This is a genomic window from Streptosporangium sp. NPDC049078 (genome assembly GCF_040648855.1).
Classification (GTDB): Bacteria; Actinomycetota; Actinomycetes; order Streptosporangiales; family Streptosporangiaceae; genus Streptosporangium.
Genome location: NZ_JBEZEL010000002.1, coordinates 465683 through 490980 on the forward strand (window position 1 = coordinate 465683; position 25298 = coordinate 490980).

18 protein-coding genes are annotated in these 25298 nt (G+C 71.2%); 8 read left to right on the forward strand and 10 right to left on the reverse strand.

Annotated elements, in window-relative coordinates:
- Positions 1–166 precede the first annotated feature (166 nt).
- Positions 167–2545 (forward strand): LuxR C-terminal-related transcriptional regulator, encoded by a 2379-nt coding sequence (locus AB0B90_RS05040; RefSeq protein ID WP_362920845.1) that lies wholly within the window; start codon positions 167–169, stop codon positions 2543–2545.
- A 239-nt stretch (positions 2546–2784) separates the two neighbouring features.
- Here the strand turns inward: AB0B90_RS05040 and AB0B90_RS05045 are convergent, their stop codons facing one another.
- Together AB0B90_RS05045 and AB0B90_RS05050 are read right to left on the reverse strand one after the other, a co-directional pair.
- A complete protein-coding gene (locus tag AB0B90_RS05045; RefSeq protein WP_362920847.1) occupies positions 2785–3216 on the reverse strand; it encodes an ATP-binding protein in 432 nt (143 codons plus the stop codon).
- Positions 3217–3355: 139 nt separating this feature from the next.
- On the reverse strand, positions 3356–3571 hold the full coding sequence (locus tag AB0B90_RS05050; protein ID WP_350944788.1) for a DUF5999 family protein: 216 nt from the start codon (positions 3569–3571) through the stop codon (positions 3356–3358).
- A gap of 533 nt (positions 3572–4104) precedes the next feature.
- Between AB0B90_RS05050 and AB0B90_RS05055 the strand changes: the two genes are divergently transcribed.
- Positions 4105–5895, forward strand: a complete 1791-nt coding sequence (locus tag AB0B90_RS05055; protein ID WP_362920849.1) for a CHAP domain-containing protein — start codon at positions 4105–4107, stop codon at positions 5893–5895.
- 259 nt (positions 5896–6154) lie between these two features.
- On the opposite strand, the gene AB0B90_RS05060 is transcribed toward AB0B90_RS05055, so the two are convergent.
- Both AB0B90_RS05060 and AB0B90_RS05065 read right to left on the reverse strand, forming a co-directional pair.
- Complete coding sequence (locus tag AB0B90_RS05060) at positions 6155–7903, reverse strand: serine protease (protein ID WP_350944792.1); 1749 nt, start codon at positions 7901–7903, stop codon at positions 6155–6157.
- Positions 7904–7997: 94 nt separating this feature from the next.
- A complete protein-coding gene (locus AB0B90_RS05065; RefSeq protein WP_362920852.1) occupies positions 7998–10232 on the reverse strand; it encodes an MMPL family transporter in 2235 nt (744 codons plus the stop codon).
- A 126-nt stretch (positions 10233–10358) separates the two neighbouring features.
- Here AB0B90_RS05065 and AB0B90_RS05070 point away from each other — a divergent pair, with 126 nt between their 5' ends.
- A complete protein-coding gene (locus AB0B90_RS05070) occupies positions 10359–10949 on the forward strand; it encodes a TetR family transcriptional regulator (RefSeq protein ID WP_350944794.1) in 591 nt (196 codons plus the stop codon).
- A gap of 115 nt (positions 10950–11064) precedes the next feature.
- Here AB0B90_RS05070 and AB0B90_RS05075 read toward each other — a convergent pair whose 3' ends face one another.
- Entirely contained in the window at positions 11065–13122 is a 2058-nt protein-coding gene (locus tag AB0B90_RS05075) for a PASTA domain-containing protein (protein ID WP_362920854.1), read from the reverse strand.
- Between the two features lie 215 nt (positions 13123–13337).
- Between AB0B90_RS05075 and AB0B90_RS05080 the strand changes: the two genes are divergently transcribed.
- Both AB0B90_RS05080 and AB0B90_RS05085 read left to right on the forward strand, forming a co-directional pair.
- Positions 13338–14156, forward strand: a complete 819-nt coding sequence (locus tag AB0B90_RS05080) for a HipA family kinase (protein WP_350944797.1) — start codon at positions 13338–13340, stop codon at positions 14154–14156.
- Positions 14153–14530: a DUF3037 domain-containing protein gene (locus AB0B90_RS05085; protein ID WP_350944798.1), complete on the forward strand. Its 378-nt coding sequence runs from the start codon at positions 14153–14155 to the stop codon at positions 14528–14530. Before AB0B90_RS05080 ends, AB0B90_RS05085 begins: the two co-directional genes overlap by 4 nt.
- A gap of 196 nt (positions 14531–14726) precedes the next feature.
- Here AB0B90_RS05085 and AB0B90_RS05090 read toward each other — a convergent pair whose 3' ends face one another.
- The 4 genes from AB0B90_RS05090 to dxr all read right to left on the reverse strand — a co-directional run bounded on the left by AB0B90_RS05090 (position 14727) and on the right by dxr (position 20172).
- Positions 14727–15569, reverse strand: a complete 843-nt coding sequence (locus tag AB0B90_RS05090) for a GNAT family N-acetyltransferase (RefSeq protein WP_350944854.1) — start codon at positions 15567–15569, stop codon at positions 14727–14729.
- A gap of 60 nt (positions 15570–15629) precedes the next feature.
- Positions 15630–17288: an alpha/beta hydrolase gene (locus AB0B90_RS05095; protein WP_362920856.1), complete on the reverse strand. Its 1659-nt coding sequence runs from the start codon at positions 17286–17288 to the stop codon at positions 15630–15632.
- A 494-nt stretch (positions 17289–17782) separates the two neighbouring features.
- Positions 17783–18952, reverse strand: coding sequence for a flavodoxin-dependent (E)-4-hydroxy-3-methylbut-2-enyl-diphosphate synthase (gene ispG, locus AB0B90_RS05100; protein ID WP_350944802.1), 1170 nt, complete (start codon positions 18950–18952; stop codon positions 17783–17785).
- Positions 18953–18987: 35 nt separating this feature from the next.
- Entirely contained in the window at positions 18988–20172 is a 1185-nt protein-coding gene (gene dxr / locus AB0B90_RS05105; protein ID WP_350944803.1) for a 1-deoxy-D-xylulose-5-phosphate reductoisomerase, read from the reverse strand.
- A 302-nt stretch (positions 20173–20474) separates the two neighbouring features.
- Here dxr and AB0B90_RS05110 point away from each other — a divergent pair, with 302 nt between their 5' ends.
- Positions 20475–21578: a peptidase gene (locus tag AB0B90_RS05110; protein WP_362898730.1), complete on the forward strand. Its 1104-nt coding sequence runs from the start codon at positions 20475–20477 to the stop codon at positions 21576–21578.
- A 53-nt stretch (positions 21579–21631) separates the two neighbouring features.
- A complete protein-coding gene (locus AB0B90_RS05115; RefSeq protein ID WP_362920859.1) occupies positions 21632–22720 on the forward strand; it encodes a trypsin-like serine protease in 1089 nt (362 codons plus the stop codon).
- A gap of 306 nt (positions 22721–23026) precedes the next feature.
- Here AB0B90_RS05115 and AB0B90_RS05120 read toward each other — a convergent pair whose 3' ends face one another.
- Entirely contained in the window at positions 23027–24454 is a 1428-nt protein-coding gene (locus tag AB0B90_RS05120; protein ID WP_350944806.1) for an aldehyde dehydrogenase family protein, read from the reverse strand.
- Positions 24455–24665: 211 nt separating this feature from the next.
- Here AB0B90_RS05120 and AB0B90_RS05125 point away from each other — a divergent pair, with 211 nt between their 5' ends.
- On the forward strand, positions 24666–25295 hold the full coding sequence (locus tag AB0B90_RS05125) for a TetR/AcrR family transcriptional regulator (RefSeq protein WP_350944807.1): 630 nt from the start codon (positions 24666–24668) through the stop codon (positions 25293–25295).
- Positions 25296–25298 lie beyond the last annotated feature (3 nt).

The following is a 25298-nucleotide window of genomic DNA, read 5'->3' on the forward strand; positions in this document are numbered from 1 at the left end:
CGCCACGCCCACCGTACGCGAACGGGTCCCCGTCGGCGGGCCACCGCCCCGTTGGGTGCCCGCCCGGCCACGGGTGCGCGCGGGGAACGGCGTGCGCATAAGGTGGATTACGCCCACCAGATCCGGACATAAAGCGATTTAATTGATAAAACCGGCGTGAGGGTTGATGGGAGAGGTGGCATCGGCCACCTCGAAGCGGTGGCAGGCGACGAACCTGCCCCCCGAGGTGACCAGTTTCGTGGGGCGTCGGCATGAGATGGCCGAGGTCAAACGCCTGTTGTCCGGGGCACCCGTGGTGACCCTCACCGGTCCCGGCGGCGTCGGCAAGACCCGGCTGGCCCTGCGCGTCGCCGCCGACGTCCAGCGGGCGTTCCCCGACGGGGTGTGGCTGGCCGAGCTCGCCGGGCTGGAGAATCCCGAGCTGCTCGCCGCGTCGTTGAACGAGGCCATGGAGATCAGGGACGTCTCCCACCGGTCTCCCCTGGATGTGCTCGTCGACCACCTGCGGGAGAAGCGGGCGCTGCTGATCCTCGACAACTGCGAGCATCTCCTGCGACCCTGCGCCGTACTGGTGGGCGCCCTCGTACGCTCGGCCCCCTCCCTGCGGGTCCTCGCCACCAGCAGGCAGGCGCTGGGCATCTCCGGCGAGCAGACGCTGGTCGTCCCCACGCTGCCGCTGCCGCCAGACCCCGATCTCCCCAGGCTGTCCACAGAGGTGCCGGCGCTGTCGGAGGCGGTACGCCTGTTCACCGAACGGGCCACCGCCGTCCTGCCGGATTTCACCCTCACCGAGACCAACCGGTCCGCCGTGGAACAGATCTGCCGCCGCCTGGACGGCATCCCGCTCGCGATCGAGCTGGCGGCGGTGCGGCTGCGCGCCCTCTCCCCCGAAGAGCTGCTGTCCAGGCTGGACCACCGGTTCCGGCTGCTCACCGGCGGCTCCCCCGCGGCGCTGCCCCGCCAGCAGACGCTACGCGCGCTGATCGACTGGAGCTACGCCCTGTGCGGCGAGGAGGAGCGGCTGCTGTGGCAGCGCGCCTCGGTGTTCGCCGACGGCCTGGACCTCGAAGCCGCCGAGGCGGTCTGCTCGGGGAACGGCATCGAGCGCGAGGACGTGGTCGACCTGGTGATCGGACTCGTGGGCAAGTCGATCCTGATCCGGGAGGACCCTCCTTCGGCCTCGACCGCGACCCGCTACCGGCTCCTGGAGACGATCAGGCAGTACGGGAGGGAGAGACTCGCGGCCTCGGGGCAGGAGGACGCCCTGCAGCGGCTGCACCGCGACCACTACCGGCGGCTCGCGGCGGAGGCGTACGCGCAGCGGTTCGGCCCGCTGCAGGTGTTCTGGTTCGGCAGGCTGAAGCTCGACCACGCCAACCTGCGCACCGCCCTGGAGTACTGCCTCGCCGACCCCGAGGAGACCCCCGTCGCGCTGGAGATGGCCGCCGACCTGCTCTATCACTGGATCACCAGCCACTATGTCAGGGAGGGACGCCGCTGGATGGACCTGAGCCTGCTCGGCGGCACAGGACCCGACGAGAGCCGGGGTCGTGCGCTGTGGTCCGACAGCTGGCTGGCGATCATCCAGGCCGATGTCGTCGCCGCCACGAGGATGCTGGAGGAGGCGAGGGAGATCGGAGAACGCCCCGGGTGCGAGCGGATCCTGGCCTACGTCGCGCTCTACTCGGGGATGATCGCCATGTTCCGTGGAGACGTCGATCGCGCGATCGGCCTGTACGAGGACGCGTCGGCGCGCCACCGCGCCGACGACGACCCGACCGGCCAGGCCCTGGCGCTCATTCGTCTCTGTCTCGCCCACTCCTTCCGGGGGGACTGGTCGAGCGCCGTCGCCGCGGGCGAGGAGTGCATCGCGCTGTGCGACGCCCACGAGGAGGGCTGGCACCGGGCGTACGCGATGATGGCGCTCGGCCTCGGGGTCTGGTGCCAGGGCGACGCCCGGCGCGCCACCGAGTTGGAGAAGGAGAGCCTGAGGTTCAACCGCTCACTCGACGATCTTCTGGGCATCGGCGTGAACCTGGAGGTGCTGGCCTGGATCGCCGCCGCGGAGGACGACCACCGGCGGGCCGCCAGGTTGCTGGGGATCCTGGAGCAGGTCTGGCAGGTGATCGGAGCGCCGCTGTCCGGTTTCGGGCACCTGAGGCGCTACCACGACGAGTGCGAGGAGCGTACGCGCGAGGCTCTCGGAAGGCAGACCTTCGACACCGTGCTCAGACAGGGCTCGAAGATGCGGTGCGACGAGGCGATCGCCTTCGCCCTTGAGGAGAGCGTGCCCCTCGGCGAGCCCTCGGGCGAGGCCGAGGAGCCTTCGCCACTGACCCGCAGGGAGACGGAGATCGCCAGGCTCGTCGCCCAGGGACTGAGCAACAAGGAGATCGCGGCCTCGCTCACGATCTCCCAGCGCACCGCGGAGGGTCACATCGAGCACATCATGACCAAGCTCGGTTTCCACTCGCGGGCCCAGATCGCCGTATGGACCGGCGAGCACATCCTGAACGTGGACGGGGAGCGCCCGCCCGGCACCTGACGGACGGGGCGGAGAGGCCGGAGAAGCCGGAGAAGCCGGGACGCCGGAGCCGACGAGTGCGATGATCTCGTCGGCTCCGGCGTCCTGCCGAGGCCGGGTCGGGGGACCCGGCTCCGGCGCTCGGCCGAGGTCGAGTCGGGGGACTCGGCGTCGGCCCTTCGGAGATGGTCTGTGTGGCCGGCTCCCGAAGGAGCCTCACGGGAGGGCTTCCTCGCCCGGCGCTCCGGGAGGTCTCGCGGTCAGGCCGCGAGCGCGCCCGCCGTCGTGAGCTCGAACCAGACGGCCTTGCCCTCGGTCGTGCGGGCACTGCCCCAGCAGCAGGCGAGGAGTTCGATCAGGTGAAGCCCTCGTCCCCGCTCCTCGTCGTCGCGTGCCCGGCACGCGCGGGGCAGGAAGGGGTCGGCGTCCTCGACCTCGCAGCGCAGCAGACCGTCCCGGAAGGAGAGGAGGAGCCCGATGGTCCCCCGCGAGTGGCGCAGCGCGTTGGTGACCAGCTCGCTGACGAGCAGTTCGGCGACCGCGCTGTGCTCGTCCAGCCCCCAGTCCGCCAGGTGGGCGCGAGTCAGGTGGCGAGCACGGGGCACCGACGCCGGCTCGGGCGCGAAGGAGTACGACGTCTCCCGGCCGTCCAGCTCTTCCTGCTCGTACGGCTTTTCGAGGAGTGGGTTCATTGTCCACCTCCCTGGTCGTCGGTCGCCTCGATCGGATGCGGATCGCACGCGCGTCCCCCGCCGGAGACCATCGGCCGCCGCGGAACCACTCGTCCGCGTGGCGCGTTCGGTCCCGGCACGGCGGGCGCGCGGCGCGAGATCACGCCGCCTGGCCCAGGGTGACCCGGTGGAGCGGGAGCGGCATGGCGTGGACGGGAGTGCTGCGGCCGTCAGGCATGAGCGCTCCGGTGTCGTCGAAGACCACCACACCGTTGCAGAGCAGACCCCACCCCTGCTCGGGGTGGAAGGCCACGAGCGACGCGGCTTCGTGGTCGGGCGCGCTGGCGACTGGGCATCTCGGCTGGTGCTGACACATGGCTCGTACCTTTTTTAACCTTCTCTGACTGCTGCTGAGCCTTACCTGGTGTGACCAGCATCTCCCGTGACCACTACCTACATATCGGGAGAAATACCCCCATGTCTACCCATTTCCCCGAAAGGTAAAGAAATCGGGCGTCGAGGCAAAGGGGGATCGACAAGATCGAACGGCGCGGCCACGGAGGTCCCGGCCTCCGCCCGCGACCTCCGGTAGATCCTTTTCGTGGGCGCTTTACCACTGAAGATCACCCAGAGACGCCCTGACGTCGCCTTTTGTCCGTCTATGCGACGTTGATCGACTTGACGCGCCCTTTAGTGTGTCTTGACCTATCCTTGGGGGCGGGTAACCTCCCTCGTCACGGAAGACAACCGGTCAGTGGTGCCGCCACACGCGTCCCTCCTCACCCCTCGGCGGGTTCGCGTGAACGCGCCGTCGCTCAACCTCGTCTCCCGATAGCCAGGTCGCGAGGTGGAGCGACCATGCCCGCACGGCCACCGGGAGCCCCCCTGAAATCCTCTATGACACCTGAGATGCGCAAGTTCATCGAGCTGCTGGAGAGCCAGCTCGGCTACTCCGAGAAGAGCGGCGGCTACACCAAGTTCGGTGACTGGTACGGCAAGAACGTCGAGTTCGACGCCGACTACACCTCGGCCCCCTGGTGCGACATGTATCTGTCGTGGGCGGCGGAGAAGCTGGGCTACCAGGAGTGGATCGGCCAGTTCGCCTACACCGTCCACCACGCCCAGTGGTTCCGGCAGCAGGACGCCTGGGGCACCGTTCCCAAGCCGGGCGCCATCGTCTTCTTCGACTGGCGCGGCTCGGACAAGATCAGCCACATCGACCACGTGGGGATCGTCACCAGGGTCGAGGGAAACAGGATCCACACGATCGAGGGCAACATCGACGGCGGGGTCGCCAAGCGCAAGGAGCGCGACACCGGCAAGGTCGTCGGTTACGGATACCCGGAGAAGATCAAGGCCCGGCTCGACCGGGAGGCCACCGAGAAGCAGACCATCCTCACGCCCGCCACGGCCGGGGACAACGCGGTGGTGATCGGCCCCGGGCCCAACCTGATCGCGATGGTCCCCGCCCCCGTGCCGACGCCGGAGACCTCGGCCTCCACGGGGCCGGGCAGGAATTCCGAGGGAGTGACGAGCAAGCCGGCTCCCGGGCGCACCGCCGCGACGGCGAAGGGGAAGGGGAAGGCCGCTCCGGGCGACGACGCCCACGCCGTGTCCGGCGGGAACCCCGCCGCGAACCCCCAGCGGAGCGACCGGACGGCCACGAAGGCGCCCGGCGAAACCCAGGCGCCGGCCACCGGCCGTACCTCGCCGGGAAAGCACGCCAAGGCCTCCACCGCCGACACCAGCGCGCTCGCCGTCACCCCCACCGCCAGCGCCCGCGACCTCGCCACGCCCGTCCCCGGTTTCGACTCCCCCGCCGTACTCGCCCCGGTCCTGCTCGCCGCGGCCGCGATCCTCGCCCACGGCAAGGCGAGGCAGTCGAGGGTACGGCTCCTCGCGTCCGCCTCGGGGCGCGCCGCGGTGGCCCCCGCCTCCTCGTCCCGCCGCGCCCCGGGCCGCCGCCGCGCCCCGGGCCGTCGTCGCATGCCCAGGAACGCCTCCGCCCGCGACCTCTCGTACGCGCCGACCCCGGCCGGCACCCCGGAGAACACCCTCGCCTCCCGCGACCTCCGGTACGCGCCGATCCCGGCCGACGCCTCGGAGCACACGCCCGTCGCCCCCGACCTCTGGGACGCGTTCCTCCCCTCCCGCGGGGCCACGAGTCCCAGGGAGAGCGTTCCGGAGAGCACGTTCGCCCCGACCGCCACCACCGGGTTCCCCTCGGTCACGACCTCCGTCGCCCACGTCGAGGAGCCCTCGGGGCGCCCTGCCGCGCTCTCCCCCGTACCGCGCCCTCGCGACGACCGCCCCCGGGCCCCCTACCGGGGCAGGCGTCGCCTGCAGGAGCAGGCCGTGGCAGAGTCGTCGATGTCGTCGATGTCGTCGATGTCGTCGACCTGGGTCCAGGACTCCCCGCCGCGCGGACGCCGTCACCGCCGGGCCGACCCCGTGGTCACCACCGTCCCGGCCACCCCGACGCGCCCCGCCCGTCCTGTCCGCCCCATCGCCCCCACCCGGTCCACCACGTCCGCCTGCCCGGTCCCCGGACCGAGAACGGCCGTTCCGGTCTCGACGGTACGGACCGGCCGGGGCGAACCCGCCGTCCCCGCCGGTTCCGCCACGCTTCTCGCGGAGCCGGGCGACATCCTGGTCCACAGCGGCTACCGGGGGCGGCGCCGGGCGAGGACACCGGTCTAGGCGACGTCGCCGAAGTGGCGGCCGAGTCTCGTGGCGCCTCCGCCACGCCACCGCGCACCGCGCCTGGGAGGAGGGCTGGATCTAGGTCTGGCCCGCCGCGTCGCGGTGGACACGTCGCCCTGGGGACCCCTCCGCCCAGGTGAGGCGGTGGTCTCTCCTGGGCCGGGAGACGGGTCGGTCCCCGCCGGCGTGACACCGGCGGGGACCGCGTTCACCAGGGCCCGGAGGCCGGGCCCTCGGCGCGTCCGGGAGGGCGCGCTCAACGCTGCTCGGGCGGGCGCTGCCCCATCGAGCGGCGCAGCTGCTCCAGCTCGGCCTCCAGACCGGCGATCCGGGTGTTGGCCCCCGGGCCCCCCGCGCTCCCGGCGCCACCGGGGCCGGGCTGGGGGTTCGGCGGGCCGTAGGGCGAGTGCGGCCGGACCGCCCGGGTCTCCTCCGGCGCGGCCGGGAGCGGATAGGGTGCCCGCTGCTGGTACTGCTGCGGCGCGCCGTACGGCTGCCCCTGCTGTCCGTACTGCGGCTGCCCGTACGCGGCACCGCCGTGCACCTGCGCCGCGTAGCCGGGCTGCGCACCGTAGGGGGTGGGCGGGAACGGGGCCGGTCCCCTGGAACGGCGCCTGCCCCTCGCGACCGCCGTGATCGTACCGATCACGAACAGGACGGCCAGGCCGCCGCCACCCCACAGCAGCCACGGCAGGATCGGCGTGCCGCTCTCGTCCTTGCCCGCGGTGATGGCCTGCTGGGAGTCGCTGATGTACTTGGCGACGTACGGGTGGTTCGGCTGCAGCGCCTGCACCTCGCGGAACCTGGGCAGCGCGTCGGAGTACCTGTTCTGGAAGAACAGGTCGAGCGCCTCGTTGTAGGCCTTCGTCGTCGTCGACTCGACCGGCTTGATGTTCTTCTCGTTCAGCTTCTCCTTGACGATGCTGACCGGCAGCACGAAGCTCTCCGCCTCGGTGGAGCCGCCGTCCTGCTGGACCAGGCCGCCGACGAGGACACCGATCACCTTGCCGTTCTTGGCGAACACCGGTCCGCCCGAGTTGCCGGGATAGGAGGGCGCCTGGGTCTGGATGTACGGCACCCCTTCCGGGGTCTGGCGGGCTGCGTTGTAGGGCCCCTCGGTGAAGGCCGGATCGAGCTTGGACTCCAGGTTGAAGATCGAGGTCTGCGTCACCGTGCCGGGGAACCCGCTGATGTAGAGGGTGTCGCCGACGCGCACGTCGGAGTCCTCCCCCAGTGGCACGGTCGGCAGATTGCTCTGCCCGTTGGCCTTGAGGATCGCGACGTCCTTGCCCGGGTAGACCGTCCCCTTGGCGACGAGCTCGATCGGCACCGTCTTGGTGGTCTTGTCGACGCCGCCGCCCGGCAGGCTCTGCAGCAGCGAGAGCGAGCTCTGCACGTTTCGGATCTTGATGTTGTCCGCGTTCCAGATCTGGAAGATCTTCGTCGCCGTCCTGAGGATCTCCTCGTCGGAGGCGACGTCCCCGAGCTCGGCGACCAGGTCGGCCGCGTCCTTCTCGTTGATCTTCGTGAGTGCCTGGGCCGCGAAGGTCTGCGCCAGTTCGGTCTCCTCCTGGCCGACGCAGTGCGCCGCGGTCACCATGTATCCGTCCGGCGTGACCCACCAGCCGGTGCACAGCCCGCCCGCCGTCGCCTCGACGACCCGCTCACGCCCGCCGGGCGAGAAGTAGCGGCCGGGGTCCTTCGCCATCTGCTGGACGACCCAGCGGTAGATGCTGTTCTCGTCGGAGGAGATCTTGCCGCTCTGCACGGCGTTCACCCCCTGCTGGGTGAGGACCCTGATCGCCTCCAGGTTCGCCTCGGGCGTCGGCACGGCCACGTCGGCCGTGTAGGACACCGAGGTCAGCTGGACGGCCGGGTGCGTCCTGGCGGCCAGCCACGTCCCGACGGGAACGTCGACCTCCTTGGGTTTCGCCACCGCGGTGCCCGGCAGCGCCAGCGTGCTCGCCAGCACCAGGCCGGCGACGGCGCTGATTCTTCCCAACATCTTCGTACTCTCCCCAAAACTCGCTTCCCAGGCGAGAGCATGGCGGAGGCCACTTGGGGAGGACTTGGAAGCGACTGGGACGGCGTTCCGCCCCTCAGCCGCGACCGGCGCCGACGAGTTCCCTGTCCGGCTCCTCCGCCTCCTCGTCCTCCTCGTGACCTTCGACGGAGAGGTTGGGCAGGATGCGGTCCAGCCAGGCGGGGCACCACCAGTTGGCCCTGCCGAGCAGGGCCATGGTCGCCGGGACGAGCAGTCCCCGGATGATCGTGGCGTCCACCGCGATGGCCACCGCCAGTCCGACACCGAAGATCTTGACCATCGGGTCGGGGTAGGCGATGAACGCGACGAAGACCGCGACCATGATCAGGGCGGCGGAGGTGATGACCCTACCGGTCGACCCCAGCCCTTCGGCCACCGCCCTGCGGTTGTCGCCGTGCCTCAGGTACGCCTGCCGCACGGCCGTGAGCAGGAAGACCTCGTAGTCCATCGACAGGCCGAACAGGATCGCGAACAGCATCAGCGGGATGTAGCTGTCGATCGGCACCGTGAAGAACACCGTGCTCAGGTACGAGTCGTCCGCGCTGACCGGCGTGTCCATGCCCACCAGGCGGCTGCCCAGCCCCAGGGAGAAGACCAGCGAGAGCGCGCCGAACGCGGCGCCGAGGGAGATCAGGTTCATCAGCGCGGCCTTGATCGCGACGACCGGCGAGCGGAACGCCAGCAGCAGCAACAGCGCGCTCAGCAGCACCACGACGCCGACGACCATCGGCGTGCGTCCGGCGATCCTGTCGCCGGCGTCGGCCATGCCGGCGACCTGACCGCCCACGTGCACCTGGGCGCCCTCGACGTCGAGGGCGCGTACCGCCCTGACCACGTCGAGCGCCCGGGGGTCACTCGGAGCGTAGTCGGGGATCGCCTGCACCAGCGCCGCCGTACCGTCCTCGTTGAGTACGGGATCGCCGACGTGGGCCACTCCCTCGACGTCCGCGACGCGATCCTTCAGGTCGCGCAGCACGGCCGGGGTCGGCTCCCGGTCGACGACCTTCGTGTCCAGGTCGGCCACCACGACGAGCGGGCCGTTCATGCCGGGCCCGAAACCGGCCTGCAGGAGTTCGTAGGAGCGTCGCGCGTCGGTGCCGCGGTCGGCGTAGCCGTTGTCGACCGAGCCCAGCTTGATGAAGAGGGCGGGTGCGGCCAGCGCGCCCAGCAGGACGACGCTGAGCGCGAGCACACTCCACGGCCGCCTGGCCACCCAGTCGCCCAGCGAGGCCCAGCCCGACGAGCCGTGGCTGCCCTGCCGTCCCATGAACGGCAGGCGCAGCGCGTTGACCCGGTGCCCGAGCAGGCCGAGCAGCGCGGGGACCAGCGTGACCGAGGTGAGCACCGCGCAGACCACCGAGATGCCGGTGATCCAGCCGAGCGTCTGCAGCATGGGGAAGCCCGCGAGCATGAGCGCGCTGAGCGCGATGATCACTGTGGCTCCGGCGAACACCACCGCGCCGCCGGAGCTCGCGACGACCCTGCGGACCGCATCCTGAGGCGGCAGGCCGTCGGCCAGCAGCTTGCGGTGCCTGCTGAGCAGGAAGAGCGCGTAGTCGATGCCGACGCCGAGACCGATCATCGTCGCCATGATCGACGCCTGCTTGGGCACGTCCACGACGTGGCCGAGCAGGCTGACCACGCCGAGCCCGGTCGCGATGCTGACCAGCGCGGTGAAGATCGGGATCATCGCGGCGACCAGGGTGCCGAACGCCAGCAGCAGTACCAGCAGCGCACAGATCACACCGATGATCTCGCTCGTCCCGGTCTTGATCTCCTTGTCCGCCGGGTTGGCCGAGGTCACGGGCACCGCCTCGATGCCCGCCGCCCGTGCGGGCTCGGCCGCCTCGGAGAGGAGTTTGGTGGTCTCGGCCAGCTTGGTGGTGTCGTTCCCTTCCAGTTTGACGGTGATGATGCCGATTGCCAGGCTGGAGGCGAGACCACCTCCCTGATGGGGGGACTTCACCTCCACCACGTGCGGCACCTCGCGGATCCGGTCCACGGCGCGCTCCACCGCGCGCTTCCTGGTCTCGGTGATGAGAGAGCCGTCGGGCGAGTAGAGGACGATCTGTGCCGAGCCGCCGGCTCCGTAGCCGGGGCCGAAGCCGTCCTTCATCAGGTCGACGGCACGCTGGGCGTCAGTGCCGGGAATGCTGACGTTGTTGCTGACCGGTCCCGGGAAGAACACCGAGCCCGCTGTCAGCGATACCGCCGCGATCACCCACAGGGCCAGCACGGCCTTGCCGTGTCGCGCGCACCAACTTCCGAGCCGCCCCAGCAAACCAGACATCGGTGACCGCCCCGCTTTTGGAGTATCAAACACCCTGAAAAACCGTACTGTACGCTCGTACAATACCTACGGTAGAGCGTAGGAGGATAAATCGGTAAATGCTGTAAGCAGCGTGGGACTGAGACGATGACCACACCTGAGCACGGGCACGAAACGCGGGAGCGAATCCTCGACGCCGCCCGTCAACTGTTCGCCGAGCGCGGTTACGCCGCGACCTCGCTGGCCGACATCGCCTCCGTCGTCGGCCTGACGAAGACGGCCGTCGCCTACCACTTCCATCCCAAGGACCGTCTGGCCACGGAGCTGATCGCACCCGCCGGCCAGGAGATCGTGGCCCTGATCGAGGACGACTTCGCCGACGACCGCGCCTTCGTCGAGGCTCTGGTGACCTTCACGGTGAGGCATCGGGCGATCATTCGGCTCATCATGGAGGACATCCACTGCGCCGACGACGCGCCCCCCGGCTCCCCCGGCGAGGCCATCCGCGCCTTCCGCGACGCGATCTACAGCCGTCTGGCCGGACCCGACCCCGGCCCCGCCCGCCAGGTCTGGGCGTGGGCCACGCTCGGCTCGCTCCAGTCGGTGATCAAGACGATCGACCTCCCCCAGGAGGAGGTCAGGAAGACCCTCCTCGCCACCGTCCTCGCCTCCCTGGACGCCCCGGGCACGGCGCCGAACGCCATTCCTCCCGGCCCCGGTCTCACCGGACGGCACTGAACTCTCCGCGCCGGCCTCCGAAGGTCCCGCCCTCCGGTCGCCTCACACCGGGCCGGGACGGCGAACCCGCACCGCTTTCGACCGTCCTTCGGGTGTGTCCGGCCGAAGAAGCGCCTCACCCGGAAGGAGCGGCCTCCCCGGGAACGGGCGTCGGCGGGACCGTGGGGTCGGGGGGCTCGACGGTCTCCCCCGGGTCCGGCCCGGGTCCCGGTCCCGGGCCGCTCTGCCCCTCGACACCGACCGTGAGCACGATCGTCGCGCCGGGCCTCGCGCAGGTGCCGGGCGCCACGCTCTGCGCCAGCACCACCCCGTCCTGGGCCTCGTTGGTGACCAGACGCGCCCGCGTGCGCACGGCGAAGCCCGCCCCGCCGAGGGTGTTGGAGGCGTCGGTCGCGCCCTGACCGGTGACCGGAGGCACCGGGACACCGTACCTGGAGACGACGAGCGCCACCGCGCTCCCCGGAGAGACGCGCCTGCCCGCGCCGGGAGTGCTCGCGAGCACCCGCCCGGCCGGCTGCTCCGAGCAGCGCGTGCTGACCCCGCCGGAGACCAGCCCGGCCTGGGCGAGCGCCGCCTCGGCGCCTCCCCTGGCGAGACCGACCAGCGTGGGCACCTGGATGCCACCGGAGACCTGCAGATCGACCCTGCCCTTCTTCGGCAGGGCCGTCCCCGGCGCCGGGCTGCTCGCGAGCACCTCCCCGAGCGGCCGGGTGGAGTCGACCGCCTTCACGGCCCCCGCGACCAGTCCGGCCCGTTTGATCAGGCGCGCCGCGTCGGAACGATCCAGCCCGATGAGCGCGGGCACGACCACCGTGGCGGCGGGGGGCGGCAGCGGGGAGGACTTGACGCCCTCCGCTCGTGGGGGCCCAGCCGGGACGGTCGGCACGACCGGGAGCGGTTTGATCGGAGCGCTCGCCCTGCCCTCGTGCGACGTGGTGCCGCCCTGGGCCGTGGTCTCCACCAGGGGGACGATCGGCGGCGCGGGCGCGCCTCCGGGCGTCACACCGCTCAGCGCCGGGACCAGCACCCCCACCAGCACGGCGGCACTGACGAGCAGCGCGCCGGAGACCGCGACCGAGGCCCTGGTCGCCGCACGCCCCGGGTGGGTCCGGGGCTCGTCGAACTTCTCACCCTCCGCGGGAAACGCGCGCCCGCCGGACCTCGCGCCCGCCGAGGACGCACCGCCCGATTCGCCGTACCCGCCGCCCCCGGCCCGCCAGGCGGACCCGGAGTCGCTCCATCGGCCGGAAGCGCCCGTGAGACCGGTCCGTCCCGAGAAGAGCGAGGGGCCGGAGGCGTCGGGCCCGCCGAGCACGGCCGGGAACCCCGGCACCGGCGAGGAGCGGGACCCGGCCACCGAGCGGCCCCCGTCGTCGCCGAGCAGCGCGAGCAGCAACTCCCGGCTGGTGGGGCGGTTGCGGGGATTCTTGTCCAGGCAGTCGACCACCAGCGCGCCGAGCAGCCCGTCCAGACGGCCCAGTCGCGGAGCCGCGGTGAGGATCCGGTTCAGCACGGCCGCGATCGAGTCCTGCCCGAAGGGAGCCTGGGCGTTGGCGGCGAAGCACATCGTGGCGCCCCAGGCGAAGACGTCGGCCGCCGGGTCGATCTCGGCGCCCTCCACCTGCTCGGGCGCCATGTAGGCGGGCGTGCCCGCGCCGCGCCCGCTCTGGGTGGCCGCGGCGTCCAGCGCCCTGGCCAGCCCGAAGTCGATCACCCTCGGCCCGTCGGGACCGAGCAGCACGTTCTGGGGCTTGAAGTCGCGGTGCACGATCCCGGCCCGGTGGATGGCCGCCAGCGCGGTCGCCGTGCCGATGGCCAGGCGCTCCAGCCTGCCTCCCTCACGGGGCCCGCTCACCGCGACCTCCCGGTGCAGCGACGGGCCGTCGACGTACTCGCTGACGATGTAGGGCCGGTCACCGTCCAGCCCGGCGTCGATCACCTGGGCCGTGCAGAACCTGGCGACCTGCTTCGCCAGCTCGACCTCGCGCAGGAAGACCTCGGGATCCTCCCCCACCGAACCGTGCAGAAGCTTGACCGCGTAGGGCTCGGAGCCGGTGCCGGGGCGCACCCCGACATAGACCACCCCCTGCCCACCCTCGCCGAGACGCCCGATGATCTCGTACTCACCGAGCCGTGCCGGATCCCCCGTTTTGAGCGGCTGCGCATACGGCACGCGAGCCTCCCCTCGCCGCCACCCTTCTCACTCAAGAAGAAGCATCGCCGACAGTCAACGGGGCTGAAGGTCTTGTCTTCCTCACCGTGACACTCATGTGATGCTCAGGTCAGGGCAAGACACAACACATCCCCCGAATACGCGGCCGCCTTTGTTCTCCCTTCCCGCCGTCTGCCCGCCGTGTCGTTCCGCGGGCCGGCCGGTAGCCTGGCGAGGTGCTTGAAGCGATCAAAGCCACTCGTTATGTGACACCGCTGCGTGAGGGGGGGTCGCTGCCCGGGATCATGGAGGCGGACGACCTCGGCACCCACGTCGTGAAGTTCCGCGGCGCGGGGCAGGGCCGCCGGGTTCTCGTCGCGGAGATCGTGGCCGCCGGGCTGGCCCGGCGCCTGGGGTTCCGTACGCCCGAGCTGAAGGTGATCGACGTCGATCCGCAGCTCGGCGCCCGCGAGCCCGACGAGGAGATCCAGGACCTGCTCAGGGCGAGCGAGGGCAACAACCTGGCGGTCGACTTCCTGCCGGGCGCGCTGGGCTTCGAGCCGCTCGCCTGGCCCCCCGAGCCGGGGTTCGCCTCCCGCCTGCTCTGGTTCGACGCGCTGATCCACAACGTGGACCGCAGTTGGCGCAACCCGAACCTGCTCCTGTGGCACGGCGACACCTGGCTCATCGACCACGGCGCCGCGCTCTGGTTCCACCACAACTGGCCCTCGGCCAACCCGCTGCGCGACTTCGACGCGAGCGACCACGTGATGGCGCCCTTCGCCACCCTGATGCCCGAGGCCGACGCCGAGTTCAGCGAGATGATCACCAGGGACCTGCTCGACGGTGTGGTGGACGAGGTCCCCGACGAGTGGCTGGAGGACGAACCGGGGTTCGACGGGGCGCAGGCGGTGCGGCAGGCGTACGTCGAGCATCTGCTGGCCCGCGCCCAGGGGCCACGCACCTGGCTGCCGGGTCCCGCGGTCCAGGAGACACCGCAGGACCAGGAGAGGAAGACCGGCTCGGTGGGCGCGTTCTGGAGGGACAACCGGTGAAGGACGTCTACGAGTACGCGATCATCCGGGTCATCCCCCGCGTGGAACGCGGCGAGCTGATCAACGCCGGGGTGCTGCTCTACTGCCAGCCCCGCGAATACCTGTGCGCCCGGGTGGAGCTGGACGAGGCGCGCCTGCGCGCCCTCGACGACAGCGTCGACCTCGAAGGGGTACGGCACGCCCTCGGCGCCTACCAGCGCTCCTGCGGCAGCGACTCGGGACCCCTGACCAGGGAGCCGCTGGGCGGCCGCTTCCGCTGGCTGACCGCCCCGCGCAGCACGATCGTGCAGACCGGCCCGGTCCACGCCGGTCTCACCGATGACCCGGAGACGGAGCTGGAGCGCCTCGTGGCCCGGCTGGTCCGCAGCCCCTGACCGGTCCGAGATGTCCAGCCCCAGAGGTTCGGCGTTGGTTCGAGGCCGCCCGGGCCACCCGGCCTCGGGAGCTCGGCGCCGCTCGCCGACGTGATCGCCACATCCCGGCCGGGCGCCCCTGGGCGGCCCAGATGGTCCGGCCTCGGAAAACAGAGGGCCGCTCCTGGGAGGGCACCGACGTGTCCGGGGGCGGGTTTCAGAAGAGCACGGACATGAAGGTGCCCACCTCGACGAAACCCGCCCTGCGGTAGGCGGCCCTGGCGGGGGCGTTGTAGTCGTTGACGTACAGCGAGACCACCGGAGCGAAGTAGTCGAGCGCGTGCTTGACCACCGCGGCCATCCCCGCCACCGCGTGGCCGCGGCCGCGCAGGTCGGGGTGGACCCAGACACCCTGGATCTGACAGGCGTGCGGCGTCACCGCGCCGATCTCGGCCTTGAAGACGACCCTGCCGCCCTCGATGCGGGCGTAGGACCTGCCGATCCTGATCAGCTCGGCGACCCTGGAGCGGTAGAGGGCGCCGCCGTCGCCCGCCTCGGGGGAGACGCCCACCTCCTCGGTGAACATCGCCACGCAGGCCGGGAGCAGGATGTCGAACTCGTCGGGCCGGACGCGCCGCACCAGCGGGTCGGCGGGCACGGGCGACGGCTCGGCGATCACCATGACCGGCTGCGCCCAGCGGATCGCGCGGGCGGTCCCCCAGTGCGGCTCCAGCCGCTCCCACAGCAACTCCACCGCGTCCGCGGGGCCGACGATCGAGGAGCAGCGGCGGCCCTGCTTGCGCGCGCGATCGGCGAAGGCGTGGACGGCGTCCGTACCGGCGTTGACCGGAACCAGGTTCGCACCGGCGTAACAGATGGAGGTCAGGCCGCCGCGCGGCCCGAACCCCCACATCTGGCCACCGAGCCTGGCCGGATTGAGCCCGACCGAACGGACCCTGGAGGCGACGAAGACATTGCCGACGGGATCGGTGTCGAGAAGCGCCAGGACCTCGTCTCGATCGTTGTCGTCGAGCACGCGCGACGCCGTTGTGCGCAGCATCACGTGCTCAGCCTACGCGACCCCCTCGATTTTGGCAGGAACCAACACAGAGCCTCTCATCTACCTGCTTTGGCCATCTCTTTCCACCGGGCGCCTCACCATGTGCCTCACCACATGACCCGTCACGCGACCCGCCGCGTGACCGGCGGGGACACGGACGGCCGGTGGGGCGGCCACCGGCACGGGCGCGGGGACTCCCGGGCACCGGGCGTCAGGGGCGTCCGAGGTCTGGCGGGTGCCGGGAAGGGTGCCGTCCCTGAGGTAGGCGGCGAGACGCCGGTCGACGCAGGCGTTCCCGTTGAGCGCGATCCCGTGGTTGCCGCCGGGCACGGCCAGCAGCCGGGAGCGGGAGAACAGGGCGCGCATCCGCACCGCCCCGGCGTACGGGGTGGCGGCGTCGCGCTGCCCCTGGATCAGCAGGATCGGCGGCAGCTTGGCGTCGTCGTGAATCCGCACCGGAGTCCCGGCCGGCTGGGGCCAGAAGGCGCACGGCGCGTTGTACCAGGCGTTGGGCCAGGTGAGGAAGGGCGCCCTGGTGTGGACCCTGGTCATGTCGGTCCGCCAGTGTGCCCAGTCGCGCGGCCAGGCGGCGTCGCGGCACTGCACCGCGAGATAGACCGCGTAGTTGTTCTCGTCCTTGTCGTCGTTCACCGCGTGCTTGCGGTAGGCGTTGACCAGGGGAGTCGCCTCCCCCTTCTTGACGTAGGCGGAGAACGCCCTGGCCAGCTGCGGCCAGATGACGTCCGAATAGCCGCCCAGGGTGTAGACGTCGTCGAGCTCACTCGGGCCGACCACCCCTCCGGCCGGGCGGCCGGCCAGCCGGGTCCGCATGGCGTCCCAGGCGAAGGAGACCGCCTTCTCCGTGGCGCCGAGCCGGTAGACCGGATTGTGGCGGGCGACCCACTTCAGGAAGTCCTCGTGCCTGTCCTGGAAGGCGATGCTCTGGTCGAGGTTCGAGCGATACCAGATGCCGCGCGGATCGACCACGCTGTCCAGGACGAGCCGCCTGAGCCGGTCAGGGAAGAGCGTCGCGTAGACGGCCCCGAGATAGGTCCCGTACGAGTAACCCAGGAAGCTGATCTTCGACTCGCCGAGGGCCGCCCTGATCGCGTCCATGTCCCTGGCGGAGTTCTCGGTGGTCATGTGCGGCAGCATCCAGCTCCAGCGCTCGCCGCACGCCTCGGCGTACCTGCGGGCCCGGCCGATCAGCACGTTCTCGTCGCGCCTGGTGACCGGCACCTGGTCGGGACGCGGCGCCTCGTAGTACTTCTTGGGATCGACGCACTTCAGCGCGGGGTCGCTCGCCCCCACCCCGCGCGGGTCGAACCCGATCACGTCGAACCGGTCGGCCAGGCCGTCGGGAAGCCCGGCCACCACGGTCCTGACCAGGTCGCGGCCGGACGCCCCGGGACCGCCCGGGTTGACCAGCAGCGCGCCGAGACGGTCGTGAACGGCCTTCCCCCTGATCCGGTTCAGGGCGATGCCGATGGTCCGCTGCGGGTTGGCGTAGTCGAGCGGCACCCTCAGGGTGGCGCACTCCATCGGGTTGTCCCCCGCTCCGGTGGACGCCGCCCCGGTCACCGGAACCCCGCCCTCGCAGGAGCCCCAGACCAGCCCCTCCCTCGCCTGTCTCTCCTGGGCCACCGCCCCCTGCGGCACCCCCATCGCCACGGCCAGCATCGCGATGCTCGCGGCGATCCCGACAACCCTCTTCTTCACTGTGTGATCCCCCTACTCGTACGGCAGAGGCGATGGTCTCCCGAGCGCGGCACGGTCATCCGGAACACAGCCGAACACCTGGCAAAGTGTAGTCAGATAATTGCTAACTGTAATGACCGCAGGTGGGATGGGCCGATCGAGGAGCCGTGAACGCCGACAGCGGTCATCGGGGCCCCCGACCGCCCCGGCGACCCGCCCGCGCCGCGGTACGGGTACGGCGAGGACAGCGAGGTGCGGCGCCCGTAGGACCGGCGAGCGCCCGCCTCCGGCCGCGCCCGCAGGCGAGACGGCGCGAGGCTGAACGCCAAAGGAAACCGCCCGCCCCGGCGCGAACGCGATCTCGGGGACGGGCGGAAGGGAACTCCACGGCAGGGCGGCCGTCGGCCCGGTTCTCCGCAGGTGCCGCACCGCTCTCCGCACCTTCGTCAGCGGCCGCGTCCGACGCGAGGAGGGATCACCCCGGGGGCGGACGGGAGCAGGCGCGGGACGCGGGGTCAGCCGCCGACGACGACCTGGGGTCCGGGGGCGTCGTCGTCGAGATCGACCTCCACGCCCATCTCCTCCGCGAGGCGCAGGGCCTCCTCGATCAGGGTCTCGACGATCTGCGACTCGGGGACGGTCTTGATGACCTCGCCCTTGACGAAGATCTGGCCCTTGCCGTTGCCGCTCGCGACGCCGAGGTCGGCCTCGCGGGCCTCGCCGGGACCGTTGACGACGCAGCCCATCACCGCGACGCGCAGCGGCACCTTCAGCCCTTCGAGCCCTGCCTGGACCTGGTCGGCGAGGGTGTAGACGTCGACCTGGGCACGTCCGCAGGAGGGGCAGGAGACGATCTCCAGGCCACGCTCGCGCAGGTTGAGCGACTCCAGGATCTGGTTGCCGACCTTGACCTCCTCGACCGGAGGGGCCGACAGCGACACGCGGATGGTGTCGCCGATGCCCTCGGCGAGCAGGGCGCCGAAGGCGACCGCGGACTTGATCGTGCCCTGGAAGGCCGGACCGGCCTCGGTGACGCCGAGGTGGAGCGGGTAGTCGCACCGGGCGGCGAGCAGGCGATACGCCTGGACCATCACGACCGGGTCGTTGTGCTTGACGGAGATCTTGATGTCACGGAAGCCGTGCTCCTCGAACAGCGAGCACTCCCAGAGCGCCGACTCCACCAGCGCCTCGGGGGTGGCCTTGCCGTACTTCTGGAGCAGGCGGGGGTCGAGCGAGCCGGCGTTGACGCCGATCCTGATCGGCACGCCGCGCTCGGCCGCCGCTCGGGCGATCTCACCGACCTTGTCGTCGAACTTCTTGATGTTGCCGGGGTTGACCCGGACCGCCGCGCAGCCCGCCTCGATCGCGGCGAAGACGTACTTCGGCTGGAAGTGGATGTCGGCGATCACCGGGATCTGCGACTTCCTCGCGATGATCGGCAGCGCGTCGGCGTCGTCCTGGGAGGGGACCGCGACCCGCACGATCTGACAGCCCGAGGCGGTCAGCTCGGCGATCTGCTGGAGCGTCGCGTTGACGTCGGCGGTGACCGTGGTGGTCATCGACTGGACGGAGACCGGCGCGTCCCCGCCCACGGGGACGGAGCCGACCATGATCTGACGGGATACGCGTCGCTCGGCGATCGGCCTGGTCCTGACGGACGGGATTCCGAGAGCAACAGAAGTCATTTTCAGCCCTTGAAGAGTCGACGACACCCATCAGTCTAGGCAGTCCCAGTGAGCTCGCGTGCCCGTATCCTCGCCCAGGAGTCGGCGTCGAGCACCTCGGCGACGGAGGCGGCCTCGGTCACCTCGTGCTCGCAGAGCACCGCCTCCACGGTGTCGACGATGCCGGGGAACGGCAGGCGCCCGGCCATGAAGGCCTCGACACAGACCTCGTTCGCGGCGTTGTAGACGGCGGGGGCGGTGCCGCCGGCCTTGCCGACCTGCCTGGCCAGCGCGACGGCGGGGAAGGCCTCTTCGTCGAGCGGCTCGAACGTCCAGGTGTGCGCCGCGGTCCAGTCGACCGCGGCGGAGGCGTCGGCGACCCGCTCCGGCCAGCCGAGGGCGAGGGCGATGGGCAGGCGCATGTCCGGCGGGCTGGCCTGGGCGATGGTCGAGCCGTCGACGAACTCGACCATCGAGTGGATGACCGACTGCGGGTGGACGACGACCTCGATGCGGTCGAAGCCGATGTCGAAGAGCAGGTGGGCCTCGATGACCTCAAGGCCCTTGTTGACGAGTGTGGCGGAATTCACCGTGATGACCGGCCCCATCGACCAGGTGGGGTGGGCGAGGGCCTGCTCGGGGGTCACGTCCGCGAGGTCCGCGCGCGACCTGCCGCGGAAGGGGCCGCCGCTCGCGGTGACGACCAGGCGGCGCACGGCGGAGGCGTCGGGGCCGGCGGGGCCCGCCGCCCACAGGCACTGGGCCAGCGCGGAGTGCTCGGAGTCGACGGGGATCAGCTGGCCGGGTTTGGCCAGGCGTTTCACCAGCGGCCCGCCGACGATCAGCGACTCCTTGTTGGCGAGCGCGAGCACCCGGCCCGCCTCGAGCGCGGCCAGCGTGGAGGTGAGCCCCAGAGCCCCGGTGATGCCGTTGAGTACGACGTCGGCGGGCCAGGCGGCGGCCTCGGCCACCCCCTCGGGGCCGGCCAGCACCCGCGAGCCCACCCCGTGCGCGGCCAGGGCCTCCCGCAGCCGCGGCAGCGCGGAGGGGTCGGCGACGGCGACCACGTCGGGCCGGAACTCGGCCGCCTGCCTGGCCAGCAGGTCGATCCGGCCACCGTAGGCGGCCAGCGCGGCCACCCGGAACCTGCCGGGGTTGCGGGCGATGACGTCGAGGGACTGGGTCCCGATGGACCCGGTCGAGCCGAGCAGGACGACGGAGCGAACGGTGTCTGGCTGCACCGCCCCATTCTCCCGGCTCGGACCGCGCTGTCGAATCGGTCGCACCGGGGTGAATCCCCCTGTCCGCGATCCGACGCCCGAGGGATCGCCGAATCGGCCGTACCAGGATTGATCAACCCGGATCGGCGTACGCCGGTGTTGATCAGGCAGGATCGCGGCGAAAAACTGTTAGCCGTGGAGCACACGATAAAAGGCAGTATTTAAGTCCGAATTTCGTCATATCAATAGTTGTAAAGCCTGAGAAATGCATACGTACAGCGCACTAGCTTCCCGGAGCAGTGACAGGCCCTCGGGAGGTACATATGCGGCGCACGGCACGACTCATCCCTGTTCTCACCGCCATCGCGGGAAGCACACTGCTCTCCGCGACGGTCGCGCACGGCGCCACCGTGGAGGCCACGACGGGTGCCAGGCTGGACACCCCGGCGGGCGCGGCGGGCAGGAGCGGGGGCGGCGTCACCCCGGCGCGGGCCGTTCCCCAGCCGGTCGAGGAGGAGGCGGCCGACACCAAGAAGGAACAGCAGACCGTCCAGCGCTACTGGACCGAGGCGAAGATGGAGGCGGCCAAGCCGCTCGCCGCCCTCGTCCCCGAGAAGGACGGCGCCCGGCTCACCGCGGGGGCGATCGCGGCCCAGACCGCGGCCGACCCCGTCTCCGTCCCCGCGACCGAGCCCGACGGCGACGCCGTCACGGTCACCAGGGGCTCGGCGGCGGCCCGCGCCTCCACCGGCGCGGCGTGGACCCGTCGCGGGGCGATCGTCAAGACCGCGGGCCGGGTCTTCTTCACCTACCAGGGCCGCAACGCCTCGTGCTCGGCGAGCGCGGTGACCAGCGAGAACAAGAGCACCGTGATCACAGCGGGGCACTGCGTGAGGATGGGCGGCGCCTTCCACGGCAACTGGGTCTTCGTGCCCGGCTACCAGAACGGCGACCGGCCTTACGGCACGTGGGTGGCGACCACCCTCTACACCACCCCGCAGTGGAACAACAGCGAGGACATCAACTACGACGTGGCCTCGGCCGTGGTGGCCCCGCTGAACGGCAAATCGCTGACCGACGTGGTCGGCGGCCAGGGCGTCTCCTTCAACCAGGCGCGACGCCGGCAGATGCACTCCTTCGGCTACCCGGCCGCCGCCCCGTACGACGGTTCCAAACTGGTCTACTGCTCCGGGCGCGCGTTCGACGACTTCCTGATGTCCCGCGACATCGGGCTGAACTGCGACATGACCGGCGGGTCGAGCGGCGGGCCCTGGTTCCTCGACTTCAACGAGAGCACCGGCCTCGGCACCCTGAACTCGGTGAACAGCTTCAAGTACGGCTTCGCCGAGGGCTGGATGTTCGGCCCCTACTTCGGGGCCGAGGCGCGGGCCGTCTACGAGGCGGCCCAGACCACCGGCACCCCCTGATATTGACCAAAAGTAATCACAGGAACACCACACGTAGTGCAAACTCGGGTTTCATGACCTCAAGCCTCCCCCTGCTTGCGGCCGCCTCGCTCCTCGCCGGGTCGCTGAGCGCCCCGGCGCCCGGCGCGACGGCCACCTGGCAGGCGGTCACCGAGTTCGGGAAACGGTCCGCGAAGCCCTCCGACCACCCCTCCGCGGAGACGGCGGAGAAGGCCGGGACGACGGAGACGACGGGGAAACCCGCGACGGTCGCGGCGTCCGGCATGCCGGACGTCGTCGAGCACGCGCCCGCTCCCACCGCGTCGGAGCGGGAGCGCCCGCTCGGCTACTGGACCCCCCGCCGGATGGCCTCCGCGACCCCCTTCGACCGGCTCGACAGGGTCACCGGAACGCTCGGGCGGCTCTCCGCCACCGGTCGGGGGGTCGTCCCCCGCCAGAGATCGCGCGGCGCCGTGTCCCGCACCGCCGGCGCCCGGTGGACCTCCGGCGGGGCGGTGGCACGCACCACGGGACGGGTGTTCCTCACCATCAAGGGCAGCGACTTCGTGTGCTCGGCGAGCTCGGTCAGGAGCGCCAACAAGGATCTGGTGGTGACCGCCGGCCACTGCGTCAAGGACGGCACCGGCGCCTGGGCCGACAACTGGACCTTCGTCCCCGGCTACAGCCAGGGCCGCCGCCCGTACGGGCAGTACACCGCGCGCCGCATGTTCGTCGCGGGCCCCTGGTCGCGTGAGGGCGACGACAGCCACGACATCGGCATGGTGGCGGTCGCCACCAGCGGCGGCAGGCACCTCGGCGACGTCGTCGGCGGCCAGGACATCGCCTTCGGCGTTCCCAGGGGGCGCCTCGCGAGCGGTTTCGGCTTTCCCGCCGACGCGCCCTACGACGGCGAGCACCTGGTCTACTGCGCGGGCCCGCTCCGCGACGACCCGAACGGGCAGACCCGCGACCAGGGCATGCGCTGCGACATGACCGCCGGATCCAGCGGGGGTCCCTGGCTGAGCGGCTTCGACGCCTCCACCGGCCGGGGCACGATCGTCTCGGTCAGCAGTTTCAAGTACAGCGACGACCGCCGCACCATGTACGGCCCCTACTTCGGTGACTCGGCCAAGGCCCTCTACGCCACGGCCTCGGCGTCGTGACCTCTACGCCACGGCCTCGGCGTCGTGACCTCTACGCCACGGCCTCGGCGTCGTGACCTCGGCGTCGTGACCTCGGCGTCGTGACCTCGGCGTCGTGACCTCGGCGTCGTGACCTCGGCGTCGTGACCTCGGCGCGGAGACCGCGCCGAGAGCGTCGCAAGGCCGCTTCGACGGCACCGAGAGCCGGAACCGGCCGCGGAAGACCGGGCCCGTGGCGCCGGGACCGGCCCGTCGAAAGTTCGGGCCGGTGCCCCTGATGAGCCTCGAAAGGGCGGATCGACGGCGCGCGGGTCGGGCCCCGGCCCGTCAGAGGGTGAGGCCGGTGAGGACCATCACCTTCTCGTAGGTGAAGTCCGCGATCGCCGAGCGAAGTCCCTCGCGGCCGACACCCGAGTCCTTGACCCCTCCGTACGGCATCTGGTCGGCGCGGTACGACGGCACGTCACCGATGATCACACCGCCGACCTCCAGCTCCCGGTTGGCGCGAAAGGCGTGGTCGAGGTCGCGGGTGAACACCCCCGCCTGAAGGCCGTACCTGGAGTCGTTGACCGCGGCGAACGCCTCGTCCACACCGGACACCTTCTGGACGACCATCACCGGGCCGAAGACCTCCTCGCGGGAGACCTTGGCGTCGGCCGGCACGTCGGCGAGCACGGTCGGCGCGAACGTGGCGCCGTCGCGGGTGCCGCCGGTCAGCAGGCGGGCGCCCGCGGAGACGGCCTCGCCGACCCACTGCTCCACGCGCTCGGCGGCCTCGGCCGACACGAGGGGACCGACCTGCGTCTTCTCGTCGGCGGGGTCACCGGTGACCAGGGCCTCGACGGCCGGGACGAGCCGGGCCACGAAGTCGTCGTGGACCGACGCCTCGACGATCACCCGCTGTACGGCGATGCAGCTCTGACCGGCCTGGTAGTTGGAGAACAGCGCGATCCGCGAGGCGGCCCAGTCGAGGTCGGCGTCGGCGAGCACGACCGCGGCGGCGTTGCCGCCGAGTTCCAGGGTCACGTGCTTGCGCGGGACCCGGTCGATGATCGCGTACCCCACGGGGGCCGAACCCGTGAAGGAGACGACCGGCAGGCGCGGGTCCTCGACCAGGGCACCGGCGCGGTCGTTGGACACGGGGAGCACGGAGAACATGCCCTCCGGCAGGTCGGTCTCGGCCAGGATCTCGCCCAGGACCAGCGAGGAGACCGGCGTCGCCGGTGCGGGCTTGAGGACGATCGGGGCACCGACGGCGATGGCCGGGGCCACCTTGTGCGCGACCAGGTTGAGCGGGAAGTTGAACGGGCTGATGCCCAGGATCGGGCCGTGCGGGACCCGGGAGACGTAGGCGAGGCGGCCCGCGGAGGCGGCCTCGGTGTCCAGGCGCACGGTCTCGCCGCCGAGACGGCGGGTCTCCTCGGCCGCGAACCTGAAGGTGGAGATCGCCCGGCCGACCTCGCCGCGGGCCCAGAAGATCGGCTTGCCGTTCTCGGCGGTGATCAGGGCGGCGATCTCGTCGGCGCGCTCGGCGAGGCGACGCGAGACGTGCGCGAGGGCCTCGGCCCGTACGTGGATCGGGAGCGCGGCGGCCTGTTTCCGCACGGCCGCCGCGGCGGCCACGGCCTCCTCGACCTGGCCGTCGGTCGGCACGGAGCAGACGGCGACGACGCGGCCGTCATGCGGGTTGGTCACGGTGAGCTCGGTCTCGCCCTTGGCGGGGCGTCCGGCGAGCCAGAAGGGGCGCACGTCCATATCCAGACGCTATGTCACCGGCATGGGAGCGGCCTTACTCCACTCCGCACAACAGCCTCGCGACGGCACGCCGTTCCGCATAAAACCGCCCGCCCGTGCCCTGTAACGAAAACAGGGGTAATCGGGGATATTCCTTACAAGGCACCGGTTTGAATGATCTTCACCGTGGCTAAGTCACCGGATGACGATGAGAGCGGAAGGGCGTGGGCGCATGACCTCCTCGGCGCCGCGCGGCCTTCAGGGCGCCTACCTTGTCGGTGAGCGGGCATCTCAGGACGAGCTTCGTGCCAGGTTGCTCGACGTCGCCAGCCAGTTGCTGGTCACCATCGGGCCGGAGAGCCTCTCGATGCGCCGCATCGCCACCGAGGCGGGATGCTCGACGACCGTCGTCTACACCATGTTCGGCAGCAAGGAGGGCCTCGCCGAGGCGCTGTACCTGGAAGGCTTCGAACGCTTCCGGCGCCGTCTGGAGGCCGTGCCCTCGCGCAAGGACGCCCTGGAGCACCTCATCGCGCTGGGTCCCGTCTACCGGGAGGCCGCGCTGGACGAGTCCGGTTACTACGCCCTGATGTTCGAGCGCGCGATCCCCGGCTTCGTGCCGAGCGAGCGGGCCAGGACCCTCGCCCGCGCGGCGCTGAACATCGTCGATCGGGTGATCGCGGACTGCATCTCGGCGGGATACATCGTCCCCACCCAGCCCAGGAAGATCGCCGACGCCGTGTGGGCCGCGGCCCAGGGCGCGATCGGCTTGGAACGTGCCGGGCACCTGCGCGACAGCGCCACCTACGAAACGGTCACCTATGCCGTCATCTCCCGCTATCTGGTCGTCGACCGCGACTGATCC